Source organism: Pseudomonas congelans, assembly GCF_900103225.1.
Classification (GTDB): domain Bacteria; phylum Pseudomonadota; class Gammaproteobacteria; order Pseudomonadales; family Pseudomonadaceae; genus Aquipseudomonas; species Aquipseudomonas congelans.
Genome location: NZ_FNJH01000001.1, coordinates 177,967 through 200,802 on the forward strand (window position 1 = coordinate 177,967; position 22,836 = coordinate 200,802).

Below are 22,836 nucleotides of genomic sequence, written 5' to 3' on the forward strand. Positions count from 1 at the left end.
CGGAATGCTCGGGCAAGAAAAAGCCCCGCTCGCGGACGGGCTGGGCGGGGCGTTAAAGGCGTGGGCTAATCACACGGTGATGGGTTTGTCGTGGGTTTCGCTGTGAACCTGTTCGACCTGAATCTGCCCGGTCTGCATGCGTACCAACTGATCGGCGATGTAGAAATAGCGGTCGTCATGGGAGATGACAATGATGGTCTTGCCCTGTTGCTTCAATTCCGGCAGCAGCTCGGTGTAGAACACGCGACGGAACGCCGGGTCCTGATCGGCCGCCCACTCGTCGAACACCAGCACCTGACGCTCGTCCAGCCACGCATTGATCAGCGCCAGGCGCTTGCGCTGACCGGTGGACAGGTCGGTGGTGGTGAAAGCACCGTTCTCGATCCTGACCTTGTGCGCGATGTCCAGGCGCTCCAGGTATTTGCCCGCGTCCTGCGGCAACGCGGTCTGACCCTGCAACGGTTCGTCGAACAGGTAGTAGTCGGCGAAAATCGTGGTGAACAACTGGCGGTAGTCATCCAGGTTTTCCGCGGTGACGGCCTGGCCATTGAGGCGGATCTCACCCTGTTGCGGCGTGTACAGGCCCAGCAGCAGCTTGATCAGCGTGGTCTTGCCACAACCGTTCTCGCCGACGATGAACACGATGTCACCCTGTTTGATGCTCAGGTCGACCGGGCCGAGGTGAAAGGCTTCGCTGCCCTCGACCGGCGGGTAGTCATAGCGCAGGTTGTGCAGTTCCAAAGTGTGCATGCTGGCCAGCGACGTCGGACGGTCATTGACCAACAGGTGCGGTTCGGGGCTGGAGAATTTCCATGACAGCTCGGCGATGCGGCGCATGGCGATCTGCGCGCGGCTGATGCCGGGCAGGGCGGTAATCAGGCGCTCCAGCGGGCCTTTCATGTACAGCATCACCAGCACGAAGCCGCCCAATACAGTCTTTTCGGTCGTCGGCCAGAGCGCCTGAAAGGCAATGGCCATGCCGATCACCGCAAAGAACAGCATCGAGCCGAAGGTTTCCGCGCTGACGAAGATGTTGGCAGCGCGAATGTTCGAACGGCAGATGTGCTCGGTGGCCCCGTAAATCTTTTCGTCGAGCATGTGCTGACGGCGTTTGCGCTGAATGCGCAGCTCCTTGGCGCCTGCGGACAACGCCTGATAGTGTTTCTGCAATTCGTCTTCGCTGTTGCGCGCGGCCAGAATGCTGCGCATGCCGAACGCATGCGCCAGGTATTGCGCGCCGGTGCCGAGCACCACAGTGAGTACCGTCAGCGCCAGAATCTGCCAGGACAGTACGGCCAGATAGGTCAGGCAGCCGAGGGTGACGGTGAACGAAATCACCATCGGCGCGACCGACAGGGCAAAGGTGCTGATGGTATTGACGTCGTTGAGCAGCACCGGGATCAGGCGGTGCGCGCGATAGCGTTCCAGCTGCTCGATGGGCGCGACCAGCACCTTGGCCGCCAGCTCACGACGCAGGTTGGCGACGACTCGCTGGCCGACGTAGTTGGTCGACAGGTTGGACAGGGTCGAGCACGCCAGGGTCAGCACACACAACCCGGCGAACAGCAGCGCGGTCTGCGTGTCCGGCCCGCCGGGCATGTTCATCGCGTTGTTGATGGTGGCCAGCAGACCGGTGACGCTCAGGCCGCTGACAATCCCCAGCAAGGTCGACAGCGCCACCAGCCACCAGAACGGCTTGAGGATTCTCAGGGTTTCCCGGGCGAGGCTTTCAGTTGTGCGGATCATGGTGTGTCTCGTCAGTGTCCGTGAGTGCGGCCCGGCCTGGTTCAAGCCCCGGATGCGCATGAAGTCCGTCAGAGGTCGCGGGCGACCCGGAAACCCAGCCAGTCGCCGCGAACATCCGGCTGGCGGCTGTTGCGGTTGCCGGAACGGGAGAAGATCGGCGCTTCGGTCCAGTCATTGCCGCGAATCATCTTCCAGGTGCAATCACCGGCCAGCCATGCGCTGCCATCGGTGGGCGCGCCGTTGTAGTTGCTGGTCTCGCAATCGGCAGTCCATTCGTAGACGTTGCCATGGGCGTCGTAGATGCCGAAATCGTTGGGGCTGTAGCTGCCGGCAGGCGCCGTGTAGCTGAAACCGTCTTCCGGACCGTAGGTGTTAGCGTGTTTGGCGATGCTGTAGGGCTTGCCTTCGTCCATCGGAAACGGGAAAGAGCCCTTGCTGCCGCCGCGTGCCGCGTATTCGCGCTGGGCTTCGCTGACCATGTGGTAGGACTTGCCGGTCTTTTTCGACAGCCATTCGACATACGCCTTGGCTTCGTTCCAGTCCATGCACACCGCAGGCTGACGCGGGCTCAGCGGGTAGCGCGGCGTGCCGGCCTTGCACTCGCGGCCTGGCCGGGTATCGCCATCCGGCATCTTATAGCCGGAGCTTTTGATATAGGCATTCCACTCGCCGCTCAGCACCTGAAAACGGCTGATGGCGAAGGGTTTGGCGAAGGTCACGTCATGCAGGGGGCCTTCGTCCGGCTGACGACCCAGTTCCTCTTCAGGCGCACCCATGGTGAAGGTGCCCGCAGGCAGCACGACCATTTCCGGGCAGTCCTTGCAGTCCTTGAACACCTTACCTGGCGCGGGTACCGGCGTGGCGGCCAGGACGTTGTCGCAGAGCATAAGGCCGAGCAGTGCGGAGAGGGGCAGCAGTGTTTTTTTCATGACGGGTCTCGATGGAAAACGGAAAACAGGTGATCGGTGCAGGCGTGTCAGGCGCGCCGGGCGAGCAGCGTCATGAAACGATCGATCTCGGCCTCGCTGTTCAGCAGCCCCGGTGCAGTGCGTACCACCGGGCCGACGTCGCGACTCACCGCGTCAACTACCATGCGCTGCTTCATCAGCCAGGCCGCCACTTCGTCGCACGACTGGCCCTTGAGCCGGAAGAAACTGAAGCCCGCCGACAGCGCAGGGTCCATGGGCGTCACCAGCTCGACATTGGGCTGGGCCTTGAGGCGCTGCTTGAGGTAACTATTGAGCTGGTGAATGCGTGCCTGCACGTCGGCCTTGCCCAATTGCAGGTGCAATTTGAAAGCCTCGTTCAACGCCCAGCGGTGTTCGAACGAGTGGTAGCCACCGGGCGTCATGGTCGTGCTGAAACCGGTGGCTTCCGAGAACGTCGGAATCAGCGGCGTGAGGTCTTTAACCTGTTCCGAACGGGCGCAGACGATGCCGGTGCCGCGTGGTCCGAACAGCCACTTATGGGTGCCGGCGACATAGAAGTCGCACTTCATCTCCGGGAAATCGAGGTTCTCGACGCCAAAGCCATGCACGCCGTCGACCACGTAGAGGATGCGCTCCTGGTCGTCACGGTTGCGGTTGTGTTCCTCGACCAGATCGCCGATGGCCCCGATGGGCAGTTTCACGCCGCTGCCGGACTGCACCCAGGTCATGCCCAGCACCCGCGTCTTCGGCTGGATGCTGCGCGCAATGGAGCCGATGATTTCATCGGCCGAGACGGTAGCCGGGTCCTTGAACAGGCGAATCTTGCGCACCTGCGTGCCGTCGCGCTGCTGACGGAATTTGAGGATGTCGCGGACGCAGGAATGCTCGTGCTCGGTGGTCAGAATCTCCTGATCCGGGCGCACATGGAGACCGCCGTAGATGATCGCCAGGCCTTCAGTGGTGCTGCCGGTCAGGGCGATCTGGCCGGGTTGCGCCTTCAGGTACTTGCCCGCCCAGACGCGAACCTCGTGTTCGCGGCGCTCGGTCTCTCCCAGGTCCCAGTCCATGGCCAGACCGGGATTGCGATCAATGTGAGCGCGATGCTGTTCGATGGCCTGGCGAACCGGTGCAGGGTGCGAGGTGACCAGAAAATTGGAGAGGTGAACGTAGTCCGGGTCCTGATTGAACAATTGTTTCAGGCGCGTCCATTTGTCCGTGGAGGTCGGCTGAGTCGCTGGCGTCATGGCCGCCGTTGCAAGGCCGGAGCCCAGGGGCAGGGCCGCCGCGAGCAGCCCGGCCTGTTTGAGGAAGGTTCTGCGATCAGTCATAAGCGAGAGCGCCTGAGGGTCGGTGAGAGGCGTTTGCAGGGTTCATTGCGCAGCCACCGGGCGCGCTGCCGCCTGGACCTGCTCCCAGACGCGCAGGAAATTGCCGCCCCACAGCTTGGTGATATCCGCTTCGGCATAGCCGCGCTCGATCAGTTCGGCCGTCACGTTGCGGATTTCACTGACATCGTTGAAGCCTTTCACGCCGCCGCCATCGTTGAAGTCGGAGCTGATGCCGACATGGTCGATGCCGATTTTGCGCACTGTGTAATCGATGGCGTCGACGAAGTCCTTGACCGTGGCTTTGGGCTCCTGTTCGAGAATTGCGTACAGCTTGCTGGCATAGGCGCCAAAGCGTTGTTCCGGCCAGACGGTGATGATCGGGTCGCCGGGCATCAGCGCCATGGCCAGGTTCGGCAGTGGTGGCAGGTCGAAGTCCTTGCGCAGGGCGTTGAGCTTGTCCTGGGTCTTCTGGCTCAGCGGCTTCAAATAGGCCGGAAATGCCACGATCTGCACCACGCCGCCGCTGCGCTTGATGAGCTGCATTTCTTCATCGCTGAGGTTGCGCGGGATGTCCACCAGCGCGCGCGGTGCCGAGTGCGAGGCGACCATGGGCGTGCGGCTCAGCTCGCTGACCTGGTGCAGCGCCTTGCTCGACATTTGTGACACGTCGATGATCACGCCCAGGTCGTTGAGGCGTTGCACTGCCTGCCTGCCGATCTGCGACAGGCCGCCCAGAGCGTCGGGCGTGTCATTGAGAAAGGGCAGGGGACGTGAAGAATCGGCCCAGCTGTTATTGCCGACATAATTGAAACCGAACATGCGCATGCCGCGCGCCGTCCAGTGGTCCAGCAGGCTCAGGTCATTGCCCAGCGGGTAGGCGTTGAGCATGCTGATGAAGATCGCAAACTTGCCTTCGCCGTGCAGGCGGCGCATGTCGTCCGGGGTGTAGGCGATGCCGACCTGATTGGGGAAGTCGCGTACCATGCCGGTGATGATCTTGTAGCGCACTTCCTGCTGATGACGTGCTTCGTCGACAAACCCGGGTGTCGGACGGTGCGGGGCGTTGTCACCGTTCCAGATTTCCGGCCAGCCGAATACCGTCAGCGCTGCACCGGACAGGCGTCCGCGCGCGGCTTTCACCAGGTCGAACTGCCCCGAGCCGTCCTTGTCGGCTTCGTTGCCCTCGCTGCCGAATTTCATCGGCACCGTGATGTGGCTGTCGAAGGAAATGATCCGTTCCTGCAGGTCGTCGGCCTGTTGCATGACCTTGACCGGGTAGCCTGCTGGCGACCAGTAATTCCAGGCCAGAAAGCCCGTACCTGCACTGATGGCCAGGGCCAGCGGCAGGCCGATGAAGAGAGCTTTTTTCCAACGCGGTCTTGTCATTTCCGTCTCGTGTGGTTAACCGTTGCGCAGCCTGCGACGGCTGTTGCTATCTGGTGGAGAACGAGCGGATCACCGATAAATTTAGCGCGAGGTCATGGATGTGTGTGTAGCGCTAAATTTGTCTGCCGGGTTTACGTTCTAGCTTGGATAACGGCTGTCTCGGGGCTGGAACAGGTAGGGTAATGACGATTTCTCGACGAGGGTTCATAGCGGGGCTGGCGCTGACCGGTGCGGCAGTTCCGGCAGCGTATTACGCGCATCGGGAACTCACCCGGGTTGATCTGCCCGAAACACCGGGCGAAGCGACGGCGGGGCCTGCCGATACCGCCACCCAGCGCCTGGCCGACAAGCTGCGCGGTGTGTGGAACCTGCGCTTCGAAGGGCGCGATGCCGGGCTGAGCGGTGCGCCGCTCGAAGGCCTGGAAATGTTTCTCGACATCGCCCCGCGCGGTCGCGGTCTGCGCGGCTATATCGACACGGCCGACCAATTGCGCGGCGATGCGCTGCCGCGTTTTCGGGTGATTGGCGATCTGCAACCGGCCAACGCCGCAAGACTCTATCTGCGGGTCATGGACGGCCATGCTGGCAATGATCCGCACAGCGACAGCCCGGATTACGAATTCAGCCTGACCCTCGATGAAGTCTGGGGCGCGTTCGGTAACGCAGGCAGCGGCACCCTGAGCGGGCGTATCGAACGTCTGGACCGACCGCTGGCCCTGCCGGAACGGGACAACCGTCTGATCGCGATCAAGCAGGTGTTTCCAGAGGCGCGGGAAAGGGTCGGCCTGAGCCCGCCGTTCCTGGCCTGGCTGGTTTCCAAAGAGCACCGACTGTTCCATCAGCTCTGGCATGCCTCGCGAGACAAATGGCACAAGCTTCCCGAAGACAAGCGTGACGCCCTGCGCGGGATCGGCTGGCAGCCGGGCCCGCGTGACCATGAGCGCGATGCGCGTGGCCCGCACAAGGACCGCAACGGCTCGGGTGAAGACTTCTTTTATATGCACCGGCACATGCTGATCCAGGCCCGCAGGATTCAGGACTTGCCGTCCTGGCCGCGTTTTCCGCTGCCACAGCCTGAGCTGGAGCGCGACCGCCTGGGCTTTGCCCGCTATTTCGACAATCACGACGGTTGTGCGCTGCCGCCCAACTGGCTGGCGCACGGTGACGAGGAATACACCCAACTGGTCAGCGATATCAAAAGCCACGAGACGTTTCATACGCATTTTCAGGTCTGGGAATCGCAGTATCGCGATCCGCGCTTTTTGTCGAAGCTGACTCTGGGTCAGTTTGGTTCGCAGGTCGAACTGGAGCTGCACGACTGGCTGCACATGCGCTGGGCCTCGGTGGCCCGTGATCCGGCCAACGGCCAGCCGGTGCCCATGGCGCGTCGTTCGGATGATTTTGCCGAGCGCTGGTTCGCGCCGGAAAACGACTTTCTCGCCGACCCGTTTTCATCGCACGTGAACCCGGTGTTCTGGATGTTCCATGGCTGGATCGACGACCGCATCGAGGACTGGTTCCGCGCCCACGAGCGCTTTCATCCGGGCGAAGTGAAACGCCTGGAAGTCAACGGCGTGCCGTGGTTTGCGCCGGGCCGCTGGGTGAATGTCAGCGATCCCTGGCTGGGGCCTGAAACCCACGGTTGCAGCACCGTGCCCGGCCAGGCCGCAGGCACGACCATGGAAATGGACCCGGAAGTCATGAAGCTTGCATTGCGGATTACTTTTGCTGCGGATGAGAAGTTGAGCAACCTTCTGCGCCGCGTGCCGCGCAGGCCGTGGTACGCCCGGAATCTGTTGCCGGAGCGGTGGTTTTAGCGAGCGACAGTTGAGATTGTCGTTATCTACGCGCCTGCTTGGGAGTGCCGTCCATGACGCTCTGCGTCGCAAAGAGGACGCGGAGCGTCCCGAAAGGCATGCGACGCGGAGCGTCGCACGATAATGGAGTTATCCGTGCAGACCGACGCAGAGCTTCAGCACGATAGTTGGGATTATCGTTCCTCACGCTCCAGCGTGGGAACGCAGTTCGCGACGCTCTGCGTCGCAAAGAGGACGCAGGGCGTCCGGAAAGGCATGACGACGCGGAGCGTCGCACGATAATGGAGTTATCCGTGCAGACCGACGCAGAGCTTCAGCACGATAGTTGGGATTATGGTTCCTCACGCTCCAGAGTGGGAATGCAGTTCGCGACGCTCTGCGTCGCAAGAGGACGCAGAGCGTCCGGAAAGGCATGACGACGCGGAGCGTCGCACGATAATGGAGTTATCCGGGCAGACCGACGCAGAGCTTCAGCACGATAGTTGGGATTATCGTTCCTCACGCTCCAGCGTGGGGATGCAGTTCGCGACGCTCTGCGTCGCACGATAGTGGTGGGATTATCCTTCCTTGCGTGACGCTCAGCGCACCTGCCAACCCCCACCCAGTGCCTTGTACAGCGCGATGCTCGCCTGCAAGCGCGCCAGCCGCAGTTGCACACTGATGTCCTGCGCCTGGTACAGGGTGCGTTGGGTTTCCAGTACGGTGAGCAGGTCTTCGGCGCCTTCCTGATAGCGGCTCTGGGCGATGCGGAAGGCGGTTTGCGCCTGTTTAAGCTCTTCTTCATGCCAGTAGCGTTGCTGGTCCAGGCCGCGGATGCTGTTCAAGGCTTTTTCCACGTCGGCGAAGCTGTTGATGATGGCGCCGCGATAGGTTTCCAGCAGCTCTTCCTGACGCGCTGTGGCCTTGTCGCGCTCTGCAGCTAGGCGGCCATTATTGAAGATCGGTCCGACCAGCCCGGCAGCGAGGCTGCTGAACGGTGCGCGCAGCCAGTCTTCGGCGCGGGTGTTTTCGGTGCCGAGCCTGGCGCTCAGGGTCAGTTTCGGCAGCATGGCGGCGCGGGCGACCGTGACATTGGCCTGTGCCGCTGCCAGGTCGGCCTCGGCCTTGGCCAAATCCGGACGGCGGGTCAGCAGCTCGCTGGGCAGGCCGGGGCCGATGTCCGGCCAGTTCAGGGTGTCGAAGGCCTGATCCGCGAGGTGCAGATTCTGTACCGGCTGACCGAGCAAGGCCGCCAGGGTGATCAACTGCTCATTGGCCAGTTGCTGAACACGGGGCAGTTCGCGCTGCTGGGTCGCAACCAGATTCTTCTGCTGCGCCAGCTCAAGGGCCGTGGCCGAGCCCGAGTCATAGCGGGTCTGCACCAGGCGCAGCACGTCCTGCGCGTTGGTCAGGTTCAGTTCGGCGATCCGCCCCTGCTCGCGTGCCGCCAGGGTTTGCGCATAGCGATCGGCGACGTTGGCCAGCAGGGTCAGCTCTACGGTCGCCTGATCAAACTGGCTGGCGCGCAGGCCTTGTAGTGCGCTGTCGCGTCCCGCGGCGATACCTCCCCAGAAATCCACTTCATAGCTGGCGGTCAGGTCGCTGGTGAAATTGTTGGTGTTGTTGTCATCGGAAGGGTTGGCCTTGCGGTCGCTGTTGCGCACGAATTTGTTGCGTTCACCGCGCAGGTCAAACGCCAGCTCCGGCAGTAACGGCGCGCCACCGATGACGGCGGTCGCCTGAGCCTGACGCACCCGCGCCATCGCCGCAGCAACTTCGTGGCTGTCACGACTGGCCTGTTCGATCAGACGATTCAGCTGTGGGCTGCCGAACTGCTGCCACCAACGCACGTCGCTGCGCTGCGCGGCGGCGTTTTCCGCAAACGCCCAGCTTGCCGGTGGCTGGATGCCGCTGTCCGGGGGCGGAGCAGGCGTCTGGCAGGCGCTCAGCAACAGGCAGGCAGTCAAAACGGAGAGACTCGGCTTCATTGATTGATCATTCACTGGTGAGGGCCGCGACCGGGTCGAGGCGGGCAGCTTTGCGGGCCGGCATGAAGCCGAAGATCACGCCGGTGATCAGGGCGCAGGCAAACGCCCCGGCCACGGCCGGCAGGGTGAACGCCACGGCCACCTTGCTCAGCAGCAGCGCTGCGCCCATGCCCAGTGCCAGCACGATACCGGCCAGCCCGCCGACCACGGAAAGCATCACGGCCTCGGTGAGGAACTGCCGCAGGATGTCGCTCTGCCGCGCACCGGTGGCCATGCGGATGCCGATTTCACGGGTGCGTTCGCGCACGGTCATCAGCATGATGTTCATCACACCGATGCCGCCAACCAGCAACGAAATGGCGGCAATCGAGCCGAGCATCAGCGACAGGGTGTTCTGGGTGCGTGCTTCGGCCTGGATCATCGCGGCGTTGTTGGTCAGCTCGTAATCCTGTTTACCGTGATGCAGTTGTTGCAGCAGGTTGCGTATCGATTGTTCGGCCTGTTTGACGTTGTTGGCGTCGCGGGTGGCGATGGTGATGTACTCGGGGTCCTGCGTGCCGAACAGGCGGATGCTCGCCGACGAATAGGGAATGGCGATGCGATTGTCGCTGTCCAGGTCGCCGGACGTGGCACCTTTTTCCTGCAGCACGCCGACCACCTGAAAAGGCACGTTTTCGATCAGGATGTACTGGCCGACAGGGTTGGTATGCTCGCCGAACAGTTTCTGGCGAACCTTGTAGCCAATCACTGCCACGGCGGCTGCGTTCTGCTCATCCGCCTCGCTGAAATAACTGCCTTCCACCACTGGCCAGTTGAAGATCGCCGGAAAGTGCGTGTCATTACCGCCGACGTAACTGGAGTGATCGACGTTGCCGTAGCGCACCCCGGCCTGGCCGCCATTGACCGGCATGATCATTTTCACCTCGGGCAACTCGCCCAGCGCAGCGACTTCCTCCAGGCTGATGACGCCCTTGGGCGCGCGCGGATTGGGCGCCTTGCCGTTGAGGTAAATGATGTTGGAGCCGAACGAGGACATCTGCGCCATGACCTGACGCTTGCTGCCTTCGCCGACGGCCAGCATCACCACCACCGACGCCACGCCGATGACGATGCCCAGCAGCGTCAGCGCAGTTCGGAAGCGGTTGATCCACATGACTCGCCACGCCGCCTGAAGCGCATCGAGCAACTCGCCTTTCCAGGCACCGCGACTACCGCTGCCCTCGCTCAGGCGCTTGCGCAGGTCGACCGCCTGCGGCGCGCCTGGATTGACTGAGCGCTGCACGTCAGAAGTATCTCGAGCGGTATCGCTGATCACCAGCCCATCGCTGATCTCGATGACCCGTTTGGCGCGCGCCGCCACTTCCCGGTCATGGGTGATGAGGATCACCACATGGCCTTGGCTGGCCAGTTCGTCGAGCAGGGTCATCACCTCCGCGCCGCTGTGGCTGTCCAGCGCACCGGTGGGCTCGTCGGCGAGGATGATGTGCCCGCCGTTCATCAAGGCGCGGGCAATGGACACTCGTTGCTGCTGGCCGCCGGATAACTGATGCGGTCGATTGCCGGTGCGCGACGCCAGGCCCAGTCGGTCGAGCAGGGCGGCGGCCCGCGCGTGACGCTCTGCGGCGGGCGTCCCGGCGTAGATCGCCGGCATCTCGACGTTTTCCTGCGCCGAGCCGGACGGAATCAGGTGGTAGCCCTGAAACACGAACCCGAACGCTTCGCGGCGCAGCCAGGCGAGTTCGTCGCTGCCCAGTTCGGCGACGTTTTCCCCGGCGAACAGGTATTCGCCCGATGTCGGACGGTCCAGGCAACCGAGGATGTTCATCAGTGTCGACTTGCCGGACCCGGAAGCGCCGACAATCGCCACGAACTCACCGGCATGAATCGACAGATCGATGCCGCGCAGCACGTTGACCAGCGGGCTGTCGCCACCCCCGTATGATTTACGGATACCTCGCAGGTCGATCAGCGGCGTGAGCATTCAGCCCCCGCTGCCGACAGAGGCGGGCACCAGCAGGCGCTCACCTTCATTCAGGCCGTCGAGTACCTGCACGCGCAGACGGTCGCTGATGCCGGTGCGCACCTGACGGTTCTGCACCTCGCCATTGGCAGATAACACCTGAGCGGTCTGCCGATCGGCCTGCGTCCCGTTTCGCAACGCCGCGAGTGGCGCAGTGAGGGTGTTCTCGGCTTTATCGGCGACGAAGAATATCTGTGCGGTCATTTCTGCCATCAGCGCCTGATCGCTGTTATCGACGTCCAGCAGCACGGTGTACAGCACCACCCGGCCACCGCCGTTCTTGCGCGAACTGCTCGGGCTGCCACCGCCCTGATTGGCTTGATCCAGCGGCCTGGGCGGTACTGGCAGGATCTGCCGCACGGTGCTGCTCCAGCGCCGGGTGCCGCCGCTCAGGGTGGTGAAATAGGCAGTCATGCCGGGTTTGACATGGCCGATATCGGCTTCCGAGACTTCAGCCCAGACCGTCATCGGCGACAAGCGGGCGATGCGCAGAATCAGCGGCGTCTGTTGTTGTGCGTTCAGCGTCTGGCCTTCACGCGCGTCGAGGGCCACCACCGTGCCGCTCATGGGCGCGAAAATACGGGTGTAGCCCAGCGCTGCTTCATCGCTGCGCAGAGCGGCCTGGGCTTCGAGAATCTGCGCCTTGAACATGTCGACCCGTGCCTGGGTGGCGCGAAATTCCGACTCCGCAGCCTGCACGTCCTCGGCCCGCGTGGCACCGCCTGCGGCGAGGCGCTTCTGGCGTTGCTGCTTCTGCTCGGCCAGTTCGTGCAGCGCACGCTGTTCCTGCAATTGCGCCTTGAGGTTATTGATGGCGTAGCGTGCGGCGTCGAGCTTGGCCTTTTGCGTCGAAGGGTCGATTTCGACCAGCAAGTCGCCTTCCTTGACCTGATCGCCGACCTGGGCGTGGATTTTCATGATCTGCCCGCTGGCCTGCGAACCCACGTCCACGTAACTGCGCGGCTGCAGGGTGCCCAGCGCCGTGACGCTGTTTTCGATCGTGCCGCGGGTCACCGTCACGGTCGCGGCGCTGCCTTTACTGTCGGGCAGGATCTGCCAGGCGCATACGGCAATGACCGGGAACAGGCACAGCGCCACCAAAAGGGCGCGTCGAGGATGTCGAGAGCGTTTCATGCAGATTCCTGCGCTGGGAGATCAGTCGGTCGGTGAACGACGGCCACGAGAGCTGCCCTTTAAACGAGGCATGCCGGCAGGAATTTAGCGTCGATCACGGGTTGTCCGGTTCGGCTAAACATCAGCGCCCGTGTTTCGTTTAACGGGAGCGGCTAATTCGGGTCGTCTTGTCGAGTTGGAGTCAGCGTGATTATGTCCAGACCCCTGTGCGGTTTTGTGTTTGCAGGTCTTTCGTTCGCTGTAGTTCTGCCTGCGCAGGCGTTGGTTGAGCCCGGGAATCAAGCGGCCAGGGCCGAGATCCGGCGTACCGGTTCTGGCGTGCCGCATATCGTTGCCGCCAATGAGCGCGGTCTGGGCTACGGCATCGGTTACGCCTACGCGCAGGACAACCTGTGCCTGCTGGCCAATGAGGTGGTCACCGTCAATGGCCAGCGCTCGCGCTATTTCGGGCCGGACAAGGCGACCCTTGAACAGCGCAACAATATGGCCAGCGATCTGCTGTTCCAGTGGCTCAATACGCCGCAGGCTCTGGCGGATTTCTGGAATGCGCAGCCGCTGGAGATTCGCCAGTTGATGCAGGGCTATGTCGCCGGCTACAACCGCTCGCTCGACGAGCAGAAGGCCAAGGGCCTGCCGCAGCCCTGTGCGGCCGAGTGGGTTCGGCCGATCAGCACCGACGATCTGGTGCGTTTGACCCGTCGCCTGCTGGTCGAGGGCGGCGTGGGGCAGTTCGTCGAAGCGCTGGCGGGTGCCACGCCGCCTGCGCTGCAGAAGCCGCTGCAGGTCGATGCCCAGCAGGCTCAGGCGCTGCAACTGGCCGCTGCGCGTAACCAGCGTTTTGCCCTGGAGCGCGGCAGCAATGCAGTGGCAATAGGGCGCGAGCTGTCCGCCAACGGGCGCGGCATGCTGCTGGCCAATCCGCATTTTCCATGGGCTGGCGGTCTGCGCTTCTATCAAATGCACCTGACCATTCCCGGCAAGCTTGATGTGATGGGCGCGGCGTTGCCGGGCCTGCCGCTGATCAATATCGGCTTCAATCAGCATCTGGCCTGGGGCCATACCGTCGACACGTCGAAACACTTCACGCTGCATCGCCTGCAGCTCGACCCGAAGAATTCCACCCGTTACATGCTGGATGGCCAATCGGTTGCCATGGGCAAGCAGCAGGTGAGTGTCGACGTGAAGCAACCGGATGGCAGCCTGAAGTCGGTGCCACGCATCGTCTATTCGTCCACATTCGGTCCGGTGGTGCAGTGGCCGGGCAGGCTGGACTGGGACAATAAGTTTGCCTTCAGTCTGCGTGATGCCAACCTGCAAAATGATCGGGTCTTGCAGCAGTGGTATGCGATGGACAAGGCGGACAGCCTCAAGGCGTTTCAGGATTCGGTGCACAAGATCCAGGGCATTCCGTGGGTCAACACCCTGGCAGTCGATGCCAAGGGGCAGGCGCTGTACATGAATCTCTCGGTGGTGCCGAACGTTGATGCCGCCAGGCTTGCCAGATGCAGCGATCCGCGTATCGGTACAGAATTGATCGTGCTCGACGGCTCGCGCAGTGAATGCAACTGGGAGGTCTCCGCAGAGGCGGCACAAGCCGGTATCTATCCGTCCTCGCGCCAGCCGCAATTGCTGCGGACTGACTTCGTGCAGCACTCCAACGACTCGGCGTGGATGGTCAATCCCGCTGCGCCGTTGAAGGACTTTTCGCCGCTGATCAGCCAGGACGGCCAGCCGCTGGGTCAGCGTGCACGCTTTGCGCTGGATCGACTGGACAGCCTCGGCAAGGCAGGCAAAGTCACTGTCGAGAACCTGCAGGCGATGGTCATGGACAACGAGGTGTATCAGGCCAGGCAGGTGCTGCCGGATCTGCTCAAGTTCTGTGCCTCAGAGCTGGGTGATGATGCGGCGCGTCTGACGCCTCTGTGTACCGCACTGAAAGCCTGGGATGGACGCGCTGACCTGAACAGTGGCATCGGGTTCGTGTACTTCCAGAGAATCGTGACGTCCATGCAGGCGGTTGCCTCGCGCTGGCGCGTTGCGTTCGATCCGCAGGACCCGGTTCGCACGCCGAGCGGGCTGGCGATTGAAAACCCTAAAGTCGCCACTGCATTGCGCGCGGCCATGCTTGCAGCTGTCGATGAAGTGGCCAAGGCCGGTATTCCTGCGGACAGCACATGGGGCGATATTCAGGTGTCGAGCATCAGCGGCAAACCGATCCCGATTCACGGCGGTCCGGCAGGGCTCGGCATTTATAACGCCATGCAGACCGTGGCGGGCAAGGACGGCAAGCGCGAGGTGGTCAGTGGCACCAGCTACCTGCAAGTGGTGACGTTCGATGAGAAGGGCCCCAAGGCGCAGGGTTTACTGGCGTTCTCGGAATCGAGCAATCCGCAGTCACCCCACTCAAATGACCAGACTGAGGCGTTTTCAAAAAAGCAGTGGCAAGCATTGCCCTTTACTGAACAGCAGATCAAGGCTGATCCTGCGTATGAGGTGCAGGTGATAAGCGAGGAGGCTGATCGCTGAGAACGGCAAGAAAAGCGTTTGGGCCATGCGGCCCAAATGCGCTTGTCGGGAATCAGCCGCCGGGGGTATCGATGTCGGCGTCAACGCCAGTGGTTGGCTGATGATTACGTAAATCCTCGGTTTTTTCTTCCGGCTCATGGTCAGGCACATAGGCGTTGTCGCCGGTTGACTGGCTCTGCGACTGAGTCTGTGACTGGCTTGGGGAAGGCGTCTGGCCCTGGCCATTGCCCTTTTCAGTCTCGGGTTTTACGTCCCCGACTTGTGGCTCGATTGCCGGATCGTTGCGGTCCGGGCCCGGGCTGGCAGGTGCGTCCTGATTTGGCGTCGGTTCTTTCTGACGTTGCGGTTCGATAGACATGAGTACCTCGATATCGGGTTCAGAAATTTGGTCTGACAGAGTTTCGAGGGGTAGCAAGGGGGATCGTTCGATTCAGTTGCCGAATGGTGATACAGAAGGGAGTGCCGCGTGCGGGGCTGCTGGATAAGCGCTGTTCGCGAAGGGCCGGTACGTTGCATGAAATGCATCGACCGGAATATGGCCTTCGCGAACAGGTTCGCTGCTACAGATACGTGCAGCGCAGTCAGAGCACTTTTTTGATCGCGTCACACACCACGTCGATGTTCTTCTGATTCAGCGCGGCCACGCAGATACGCCCGGTGTCCAGCGCGTAGATGCCGAACTCGCTGCGCAGGCGCTGGGCCTGTTCGGCGGTCAGACCGGAGTAGGAGAACATGCCGCACTGGCGAGCGACGAAGCTGAAGTCCTGACCGGCCGGGTTATCAGCCAGACGCTCGACCATCGCCTTGCGCATGCCCTGGATGCGCAGACGCATTTCGCCCAGTTCCTCTTCCCACATTGCACGCAGCGTCGGGTCGTTAAGCACCGCAGCGGAGATGATCGCACCGTGGGTCGGCGGGTTGGAGTAGTTGGTGCGGATCACGCGTTTGACCTGGGAGAGGACGCGAGTGGTTTCTTCCTTCGATTCGGTAATGATCGACAGCGCGCCAACGCGTTCGCCATACAGCGACAGCGATTTGGAGAACGAACTCGAGGCGAAGAAGGTCAGCCCCGACTCGGCGAACAGGCGCACTGCCAGCGCATCTTCCTGGATGCCCTGACCGAAGCCCTGGTAGGCCATGTCCAGAAACGGTACGTGGCCCTTGGCCTTGACCACTTCCAGCACTTTTTTCCAGTCATCCAGGCTCAGGTCGACGCCGGTCGGGTTGTGGCAGCAGGCGTGCAACACGACCACCGAGTTGTTCGGCAGGTTGTGCAGGTCTTCGAGCATGCCGGCACGGTTCACGTCGTGGGTGGCAGCGTCGTAGTAGCGATAGTTCTGCACCGCAAAGCCTGCTGTTTCGAACAGCGCGCGATGGTTTTCCCAGCTCGGATCGCTGATGGCGACGACGGCATCGGGCAGCAGCTGCTTGAGGAAGTCGGCACCGATCTTCAATGCGCCGGTGCCGCCGACCGATTGGGTGGTCAGCACGCGGCCCGAGGCGATCAGCGGCGAATCGGCGCCCAGCAACAGTTTTTGCACGGCCTGGTCATAGGCAGCAATACCGTCGATCGGCAGGTAGCCACGCGGAGCATGCTGGGCCACGCGGACCTTCTCGGCTTCGGCCACGGCGCGCAGCAGGGGAATGCGCCCGTCTTCATCACAGTAGACGCCTACGCCAAGGTTGACCTTGGTGCTGCGGGTGTCGGCGTTGAAGGCTTCGTTGATACCCAGGATCGGATCGCGGGGTGCCATTTCGACAGCGGAAAACAGGCTCATGGTGCGGCGGCTCTTGGTGAAGAGTGGGAAGGGGACACGCTGAGGCTCGATGCGCCAAAGCGGTGCGCAAACAGAGCGTAGTATAGAGAGCATCCCCTCGGTGATCGACAGTGCAACGCGGGTTTTTTACAGGTTTTTGCGCATATTTGTAGAACGTTCGTTCGGTTAAAACCTCAATGCTTTAAGTGGGTGCCTTGAAAGGCTGATATATGACTCCATCTATTAGCCATCACTTCAAAACATCGCACGCCTGCTTCCCGGTGGGAACGGCCGTCTGCGATGATTTCGTCATTGCGCCGTCATGCACCGACGAATATTTCCAGTTGTGCCGTCGAGGCGGTCAGGTCGCGTGCAGATTCATGCGAACCCGTCACACGCGCACCATTCAAGAGGTCAGTTATGTCCGAGTTCCAGCTCGTTACCCGCTTTGAGCCAGCCGGCGATCAGCCCGAGGCCATTCGCCAACTGGTCGAAGGGATCGACGCCGGGCTCGCGCACCAGACCCTTCTCGGAGTGACCGGCTCGGGCAAGACGTTCAGCATCGCCAACGTGATTTCCCAGATCAAGCGTCCGACGCTGGTGCTGGCACCGAACAAGACCCTGGCCGCGCAGTTGTATGGTGAGTTCAAGGCGTTTTTCCCGAATAACGCCGTGGAATACTTCGTTTCCTACTACGACTACTACCAGCCCGAAGCCTATGTGCCGTCGTCCGACACCTTCATCGAGAAGGATGCGTCGATCAACGACCACATCGAACAGATGCGCCTGTCCGCGACCAAGGCGCTGCTGGAGCGCAAGGATGCGATCATCGTCACCACGGTGTCGTGCATCTACGGTCTGGGCAGTCCGGAAACCTATCTGCGTATGGTCATGCACATCGATCGCGGCGACAAACTCGATCAGCGCGCCTTGCTTCGCCGTCTGGCCGACCTGCAATACACCCGCAACGACATGGACTTTGCCCGTGCGACGTTCCGGGTGCGCGGTGACGTCATTGACATCTACCCGGCCGAATCCGATCTGGAAGCGATCCGGGTCGAGCTGTTCGATGACGAGGTCGAGAGCCTGTCGGCGTTCGATCCGCTGACCGGAGAGGTGATTCGCAAGCTGCCGCGCTTCACCTTCTACCCGAAAAGCCACTACGTCACCCCGCGCGAAACGCTGGTCGAGGCGATGGAAGGGATCAAGGTCGAGCTGCAGGAACGTCTTGAATACCTGCGCAGCCAGAACAAGCTGGTGGAAGCCCAGCGCCTTGAGCAGCGCACCCGTTTCGATCTGGAGATGATGCTGGAGCTGGGCTACTGCAACGGTATCGAAAACTACTCGCGCTACCTGTCGGGCCGTCCGTCCGGTGCGCCGCCGCCGACCCTGTTCGATTACCTGCCCCCGGATGCCTTGCTGGTAATCGACGAGTCCCACGTCAGCGTGCCGCAGGTCGGCGCGATGTACAAAGGTGACCGTTCCCGAAAGGAAACCCTGGTCGAGTACGGTTTCCGCCTGCCGTCGGCGCTGGATAACCGGCCGATGCGCTTCGACGAGTGGGAGGCTATCAGCCCGCAGACCATTTTCGTCTCGGCAACTCCCGGTAACTACGAGGCCGAGCACGCCGGGCGTATCGTCGAGCAAGTGGTGCGTCCGACCGGCCTGGTAGACCCGCAGATCGAGATTCGTCCGGCGCTGACCCAGGTCGACGATCTGCTGTCGGAAATTCACAAGCGTGCTGCGCTGGAGGAGAGGGTGCTGGTCACCACACTGACCAAGCGCATGTCCGAGGATTTGACCGACTACCTCAGCGACCACGGGGTGCGCGTGCGTTACCTGCACTCGGACATCGATACGGTGGAACGTGTCGAAATCATCCGCGACCTGCGCTTGGGGACATTCGATGTGCTGGTGGGCATCAACCTGCTGCGCGAAGGCCTGGACATGCCGGAAGTGTCGCTGGTGGCGATTCTCGATGCCGACAAGGAAGGCTTCCTGCGTTCCGACCGTTCGCTGATCCAGACCATTGGCCGGGCGGCGCGGAACCTCAACGGCCGGGCGATTCTGTATGCCGACCGGATTACCGGCTCGATGGAACGCGCCATCGGCGAGACCGAGCGACGTCGCGAGAAGCAGATCGCCTTCAACCTGGAACATGGCATCACCCCCAAAGGCGTGTTCAAGGACGTTGCCGACATCATGGAAGGCGCCACCGTGCCGGGCTCTCGGAGCAAAAAGCGCAAAGGCATGGCCAAAGCCGCCGAAGAAAACGCCCGCTACGAAAACGAACTGCGCTCGCCGAGCGAGATCAACAAACGCATTCGCCAACTGGAAGAAAAAATGTACCAACTGGCCCGCGACCTGGAATTCGAGGCCGCCGCACAAATGCGCGACGAAATCGGCAAGCTGCGCGAACGGTTGCTGGCGGTTTGATTGGTTAGTCGGCTCTCGCGTCAATCCGCGTTGACGATCATGCCAATGCTCTGCGTTGGCATGCCGTTCGTGGCGCTCTGCGTCACATCTGTGCCGCAGCGCAACGTGCATGCCTTACACGCAGCCGCTGCCGGCGCAATGCTTTTCAATCGCTATGGCCCTGACGACGCAGAGTGCGACGTAAGTGACAGCTGAGTCCTGGCGCTGATCCGGGGCTAGCCTGGCAGGACGCCAGGCTAGCCCCGCCGGGCCATGGATGGCGCGTTGCGGCGACCCCCGGATCAGTGTCAGGACGAAGGAACCCGACGAAGTCGGGCCGGAAACGGAGCTTGGGGGTTTGCCTACTTTGGCCCCATCAAAGTAGGTCGCCGAGGGGCGAAAAGGTGACCTCAGCCGACCCCCAATCCACCTGACGGCGCAGAACCGTCGTGTGACGCAGAGCGTCACGAACTGCATTCCCACGCGGAGCGTGAGGAACGATAGCCATCAGTTTCCGGGCCGGACCCCAACCCCAATCCACCTGATGTCGCAGAACCGCCGTGTGACGCAGAGCGTCACGAACTGCATTCCCACGCGGAGCGTGAGGAACGATAGCCATCAGTTTCCGGGCCGGACCCCAACCCCAATCCACCTGATGTCGCAGAACCGCCGTGTGACGCAGAGCGTCACGAACTGCATTCCCACGCGGAGCGTGAAGAACGATAGCCATCAGTTTCCGGGCCGGACCCCAACCCCAATCCACCTGACAGCGCAGAACCGCCGTGTGACGCAGAGCGTCACGAACTGCATGCCAACGCGGAGCATTGGCACGATAATCAGCTGAATGTGTTTACAACTCCGGGAGCGGAGCATGCGGAACGAGAGGCGTCCGGGCAATTGCCTTTCTTGCTGGAGCCCCATGCCCCCGGCCTGTTAACATTCCGCGCTTGATTGACCTAATTCGGGATTTTCCATGACCACCGTTCGTACCCGCATCGCGCCATCGCCCACAGGCGACCCCCACGTCGGCACGGCCTACATCGCGCTGTTCAACTACTGCTTTGCCAAACAGCACGGCGGCGAGTTCATCCTGCGCATTGAAGACACCGATCAACTGCGCTCTACCCGCGAGTCCGAACAGCAGATCTTCGACGCACTGCGCTGGCTGGGCATCGACTGGAGCGAAGGCCCGGACGTCGGTGGTCCACATGGTCCATACCGCCAAAGCGAGCGCGGCGACATCTATAAGAAGTACGCGCAGCAACTGGTCGACATGGGGCATGCCTTCCCGTGCTTCTGCACCGCCGAAGAACTGGACGCGATGCGCGCCGAACAGCAGGCCAAGGGCGAAACTCCGCGCTATGACGGTCGCGCCTTGCTGCTCTCCAAGGAAGAAGTCCAGCGCCGCCTTGATGCCGGCGAACCACACGTGATCCGCATGAAGGTGCCGACCGAAGGCGTCTGCGTGGTACCGGACATGCTGCGTGGCGAAGTCGAAATCCCGTGGGATCGCATGGACATGCAGGTCCTGATGAAGACCGACGGTCTGCCGACCTACTTCCTCGCCAACGTGGTCGATGACCACCTGATGGGCATCACCCACGTATTGCGCGGCGAAGAATGGCTGCCATCGGCACCCAAGCTGATCCTGCTGTACGAATACTTCGGCTGGGACAAGCCGCAACTGTGCTACATGCCGCTGCTGCGTAACCCCGACAAGAGCAAGCTGTCCAAGCGCAAGAACCCCACCTCGGTGACCTTCTACGAGCGCATGGGCTTCATGCCCGAGGCGATGCTCAACTACCTGGGGCGCATGGGCTGGTCGATGCCTGACGAGCGCGAGAAGTTCTCCTTGCAGGAGATGGTCGACAACTTCGACCTGTCGCGTGTTTCGCTGGGCGGGCCGATCTTCGATATCGAGAAACTTTCCTGGCTCAATGGCCAATGGCTGCGTGATCTGCCGGTCGAGGAGTTTGCCTCGCGTCTGAAGACCTGGGCGCTTAACCCTGACTACATGATGAAGATCGCACCGCATGTGCAGGGCAGGGTAGAGACCTTCAGTCAGGTCGCCCCGCTGGCCGGTTTCTTCTTCGCAGGTGGCGTCACGCCTGATGTGAAGCTGTTCGAACACAAGAAGCTGTCTCCGGAGCAGGTGCGTCAGGTAATGCAACTGATCCTGTGGAAGCTGGAATCGCTGCGCCAATGGGAGAAGGAGCGGATCATGGGCTGTATCCAGGCCGTGGTCGAACATCTCGAACTCAAGCTGCGTGATGCCATGCCACTGATGTTTGCGGCAATCACCGGTCAGGCCAACTCGGTGTCGGTGACCGATGCGATGGAAATCCTCGGGCCGGACCTGACCCGCTTCCGGCTGCGCCAGGCCCTCGATTTGCTGGGTGGCGTTTCCAAGAAAGAAAACAAGGAATGGGAAAAGCTTCTGGGCGCTATCGCCTGAGGCGTTACCTGTTCCTGTGAATCGCCCCCGGTTTTCCGGGGGTTGAATGGTAAGTGGTTGTATTACCGACAAAAAAGTTTGCAGATTGTAGAAAATAAATTTGACAGCCCTGTCACTCACGCTTAATATGCGCCCCGTCCACTGATGTGGGGCTTTAGCTCAGCTGGGAGAGCGCCTGCATGGCATGCAGGAGGTCAGCGGTTCGATCCCGCTAAGCTCCACCAATTTTGCCAGGGTTCATCGTTCGATGAACCTGACTGAAGGTTTTGCGTCCCCTTCGTCTAGTGGCCTAGGACACCGCCCTTTCACGGCGGTAACAGGGGTTCGAGTCCCCTAGGGGACGCCACGATTTCCCGCTCTGCGGGACCAAGGGTCATTCGATTATTGAATGGCCCTTTTGTTTTTTCGGGGTTTGAAAACCCCTCCTTTCTGTTTTTATCTATTGCCACACTCAACGGTAACCGACTCTCGTGCCGTTACTGCGTTGGCATGCCGTTCAGGACACTCCGCGTCCTCTATGCGTTCGCAACGCAGTGCGCCGCGAACTGCATCCTCGCGCTGCAGCCCTCGTGGTTATACATAAGTCTTGTGGGAGCGAGCTTGCTCGCGAAGAGGCCGGTATAGCCCCCAGGAAATAGGGGTTGGATGCATCGTCTTCGTGAGCAAGCTCACTCCCACAGGTCTGTGTCCAGTCTGCACGTACGGTTTCAGGCCTTTTATCCGGGCTTATCCAGACTTGTGTATGACTCTGAGCGCTGTAGCGTGAAGAGCAAAAGGCATTCCGAGGGGCGCTTTTCATGCCAACGCGTGTGAACGCGCGGCATGACCCGCTACACTCCCGCCAATCACATCCACTCAAGCAGGAGCACGCATGGTCTGGGACCGGGCAACGCCGTTTGTCATCGATCTGAATGTCGCCGCCGAAGACATCGACGGGCTGGGGCATGCCAATAACGCTGTCTATGTGTCCTGGCTGGAGCGCTGTGCCTGGCGTCATTCGCAGTTTCTCGGGCTGGACCTGACTGAATATCGGCGTCTGGACCGGGCCATGGCGGTGGTCAGGCATGAGATCGACTACCTGGCCAGCGCCTATGAGAACGACGAACTGCAACTGGCGACCTGGATCGTCGACTGGGACCGCCGCCTGAAAATGACCCGCTGCTTTCAGCTCAAGCGGCCTGCCGACAACCTGACGTTGTTGCGCGCGCAAACCACCTTTGTCTGCATCGAGCTCTCCAGCGGTAAGCCCAAGCGTATGCCTGCCGAGTTCATCGAGGGTTATGGCGCAGCCATCTCTGACAGCGCCGTTCCCAATCCGCACGTCGGGCAGTAAACTGCCGGACTTTTTTTCGAGTG

Annotated in this window: 14 protein-coding genes and 2 tRNA genes; 7 read left to right on the top strand and 9 right to left on the bottom strand. The window is 61.6% G+C overall.

What is annotated here, in order from left to right:
* Positions 1-69: 69 nt before the first annotated feature.
* From BLR20_RS00730 to pvdM, 4 genes are all read right to left on the bottom strand, one after another.
* Positions 70-1,746 (bottom strand): cyclic peptide export ABC transporter, encoded by a 1,677-nt coding sequence (locus BLR20_RS00730; protein WP_054993219.1) that lies wholly within the window; start codon positions 1,744-1,746, stop codon positions 70-72.
* Positions 1,747-1,814: 68 nt separating this feature from the next.
* The gene (gene pvdO, locus BLR20_RS00735) at positions 1,815-2,675 is read right to left on the bottom strand and encodes a dihydropyoverdine dehydrogenase (protein ID WP_054993220.1); all 861 of its coding nucleotides are present in this window, start codon (positions 2,673-2,675) and stop codon (positions 1,815-1,817) included.
* A 47-nt stretch (positions 2,676-2,722) separates the two neighbouring features.
* Complete coding sequence (gene pvdN, locus BLR20_RS00740; RefSeq protein WP_054993221.1) at positions 2,723-4,003, bottom strand: pyoverdine-tailoring periplasmic protein PvdN; 1,281 nt, start codon at positions 4,001-4,003, stop codon at positions 2,723-2,725.
* Positions 4,004-4,045: 42 nt separating this feature from the next.
* Positions 4,046-5,389 (bottom strand): pyoverdine-tailoring dipeptidase-like protein PvdM, encoded by a 1,344-nt coding sequence (gene pvdM / locus BLR20_RS00745; RefSeq protein WP_054993222.1) that lies wholly within the window; start codon positions 5,387-5,389, stop codon positions 4,046-4,048.
* A gap of 182 nt (positions 5,390-5,571) precedes the next feature.
* On the opposite strand from pvdM, the gene pvdP reads away from it, so the two are divergent.
* Positions 5,572-7,206, top strand: coding sequence for a pyoverdine maturation tyrosinase PvdP (gene pvdP / locus BLR20_RS00750; RefSeq protein WP_054993223.1), 1,635 nt, complete (start codon positions 5,572-5,574; stop codon positions 7,204-7,206).
* 578 nt (positions 7,207-7,784) lie between these two features.
* Here the strand turns inward: pvdP and BLR20_RS00755 are convergent.
* From BLR20_RS00755 to BLR20_RS00765, 3 genes are read right to left on the bottom strand one after another with little or no spacing between them, the layout of a single operon-like run.
* Complete coding sequence (locus BLR20_RS00755; protein WP_054993225.1) at positions 7,785-9,173, bottom strand: efflux transporter outer membrane subunit; 1,389 nt, start codon at positions 9,171-9,173, stop codon at positions 7,785-7,787.
* 7 nt (positions 9,174-9,180) lie between these two features.
* The gene (locus BLR20_RS00760) at positions 9,181-11,154 is read right to left on the bottom strand and encodes a MacB family efflux pump subunit (protein WP_054993226.1); all 1,974 of its coding nucleotides are present in this window, start codon (positions 11,152-11,154) and stop codon (positions 9,181-9,183) included.
* The gene (locus BLR20_RS00765; protein WP_010437063.1) at positions 11,155-12,327 is read right to left on the bottom strand and encodes an efflux RND transporter periplasmic adaptor subunit; all 1,173 of its coding nucleotides are present in this window, start codon (positions 12,325-12,327) and stop codon (positions 11,155-11,157) included.
* Positions 12,328-12,519: 192 nt separating this feature from the next.
* Between BLR20_RS00765 and pvdQ the strand changes: the two genes are divergently transcribed.
* Complete coding sequence (pvdQ, locus tag BLR20_RS00770) at positions 12,520-14,853, top strand: bifunctional acylase PvdQ (RefSeq protein ID WP_074594274.1); 2,334 nt, start codon at positions 12,520-12,522, stop codon at positions 14,851-14,853.
* Positions 14,854-14,905: 52 nt separating this feature from the next.
* Here the strand turns inward: pvdQ and BLR20_RS00775 are convergent, their stop codons facing one another.
* The gene (locus BLR20_RS00775; RefSeq protein ID WP_032613543.1) at positions 14,906-15,211 is read right to left on the bottom strand and encodes a hypothetical protein; all 306 of its coding nucleotides are present in this window, start codon (positions 15,209-15,211) and stop codon (positions 14,906-14,908) included.
* A gap of 223 nt (positions 15,212-15,434) precedes the next feature.
* Complete coding sequence (locus BLR20_RS00780) at positions 15,435-16,631, bottom strand: amino acid aminotransferase (protein ID WP_003316505.1); 1,197 nt, start codon at positions 16,629-16,631, stop codon at positions 15,435-15,437.
* Between the two features lie 399 nt (positions 16,632-17,030).
* Between BLR20_RS00780 and uvrB the strand changes: the two genes are divergently transcribed.
* The 5 genes from uvrB (at position 17,031) to BLR20_RS00820 (ending at position 22,813) form a co-directional block, all read left to right on the top strand.
* Positions 17,031-19,046, top strand: coding sequence for an excinuclease ABC subunit UvrB (gene uvrB / locus BLR20_RS00785; RefSeq protein WP_054993228.1), 2,016 nt, complete (start codon positions 17,031-17,033; stop codon positions 19,044-19,046).
* 952 nt (positions 19,047-19,998) lie between these two features.
* Positions 19,999-21,480: a glutamate--tRNA ligase gene (gene gltX / locus BLR20_RS00805; RefSeq protein WP_032613541.1), complete on the top strand. Its 1,482-nt coding sequence runs from the start codon at positions 19,999-20,001 to the stop codon at positions 21,478-21,480.
* A 148-nt stretch (positions 21,481-21,628) separates the two neighbouring features.
* Positions 21,629-21,704, top strand: a tRNA-Ala gene (locus BLR20_RS00810).
* A 46-nt stretch (positions 21,705-21,750) separates the two neighbouring features.
* A tRNA-Glu gene (locus BLR20_RS00815) sits at positions 21,751-21,826 on the top strand.
* A gap of 525 nt (positions 21,827-22,351) precedes the next feature.
* A complete protein-coding gene (locus tag BLR20_RS00820; protein ID WP_054993972.1) occupies positions 22,352-22,813 on the top strand; it encodes an acyl-CoA thioesterase in 462 nt (153 codons plus the stop codon).
* Positions 22,814-22,836 lie beyond the last annotated feature (23 nt).

Coding starts and splice junctions, on each gene's coding strand:
- BLR20_RS00730 (WP_054993219.1), bottom strand. CDS start 1,746: ATGATCCGCACAACTGAAAGCCTCGCCCGGGAAACCCTGAGAATCCTC.
- pvdO (WP_054993220.1), bottom strand. CDS start 2,675: ATGAAAAAAACACTGCTGCCCCTCTCCGCACTGCTCGGCCTTATGCTC.
- pvdN (WP_054993221.1), bottom strand. CDS start 4,003: ATGACTGATCGCAGAACCTTCCTCAAACAGGCCGGGCTGCTCGCGGCG.
- pvdM (WP_054993222.1), bottom strand. CDS start 5,389: ATGACAAGACCGCGTTGGAAAAAAGCTCTCTTCATCGGCCTGCCGCTG.
- pvdP (WP_054993223.1), top strand. CDS start 5,572: ATGACGATTTCTCGACGAGGGTTCATAGCGGGGCTGGCGCTGACCGGT.
- BLR20_RS00755 (WP_054993225.1), bottom strand. CDS start 9,173: ATGAAGCCGAGTCTCTCCGTTTTGACTGCCTGCCTGTTGCTGAGCGCC.
- BLR20_RS00760 (WP_054993226.1), bottom strand. CDS start 11,154: ATGCTCACGCCGCTGATCGACCTGCGAGGTATCCGTAAATCATACGGG.
- BLR20_RS00765 (WP_010437063.1), bottom strand. CDS start 12,327: ATGAAACGCTCTCGACATCCTCGACGCGCCCTTTTGGTGGCGCTGTGC.
- pvdQ (WP_074594274.1), top strand. CDS start 12,520: ATGTCCAGACCCCTGTGCGGTTTTGTGTTTGCAGGTCTTTCGTTCGCT.
- BLR20_RS00775 (WP_032613543.1), bottom strand. CDS start 15,211: ATGTCTATCGAACCGCAACGTCAGAAAGAACCGACGCCAAATCAGGAC.
- BLR20_RS00780 (WP_003316505.1), bottom strand. CDS start 16,631: ATGAGCCTGTTTTCCGCTGTCGAAATGGCACCCCGCGATCCGATCCTG.
- uvrB (WP_054993228.1), top strand. CDS start 17,031: ATGTCCGAGTTCCAGCTCGTTACCCGCTTTGAGCCAGCCGGCGATCAG.
- gltX (WP_032613541.1), top strand. CDS start 19,999: ATGACCACCGTTCGTACCCGCATCGCGCCATCGCCCACAGGCGACCCC.
- BLR20_RS00820 (WP_054993972.1), top strand. CDS start 22,352: ATGGTCTGGGACCGGGCAACGCCGTTTGTCATCGATCTGAATGTCGCC.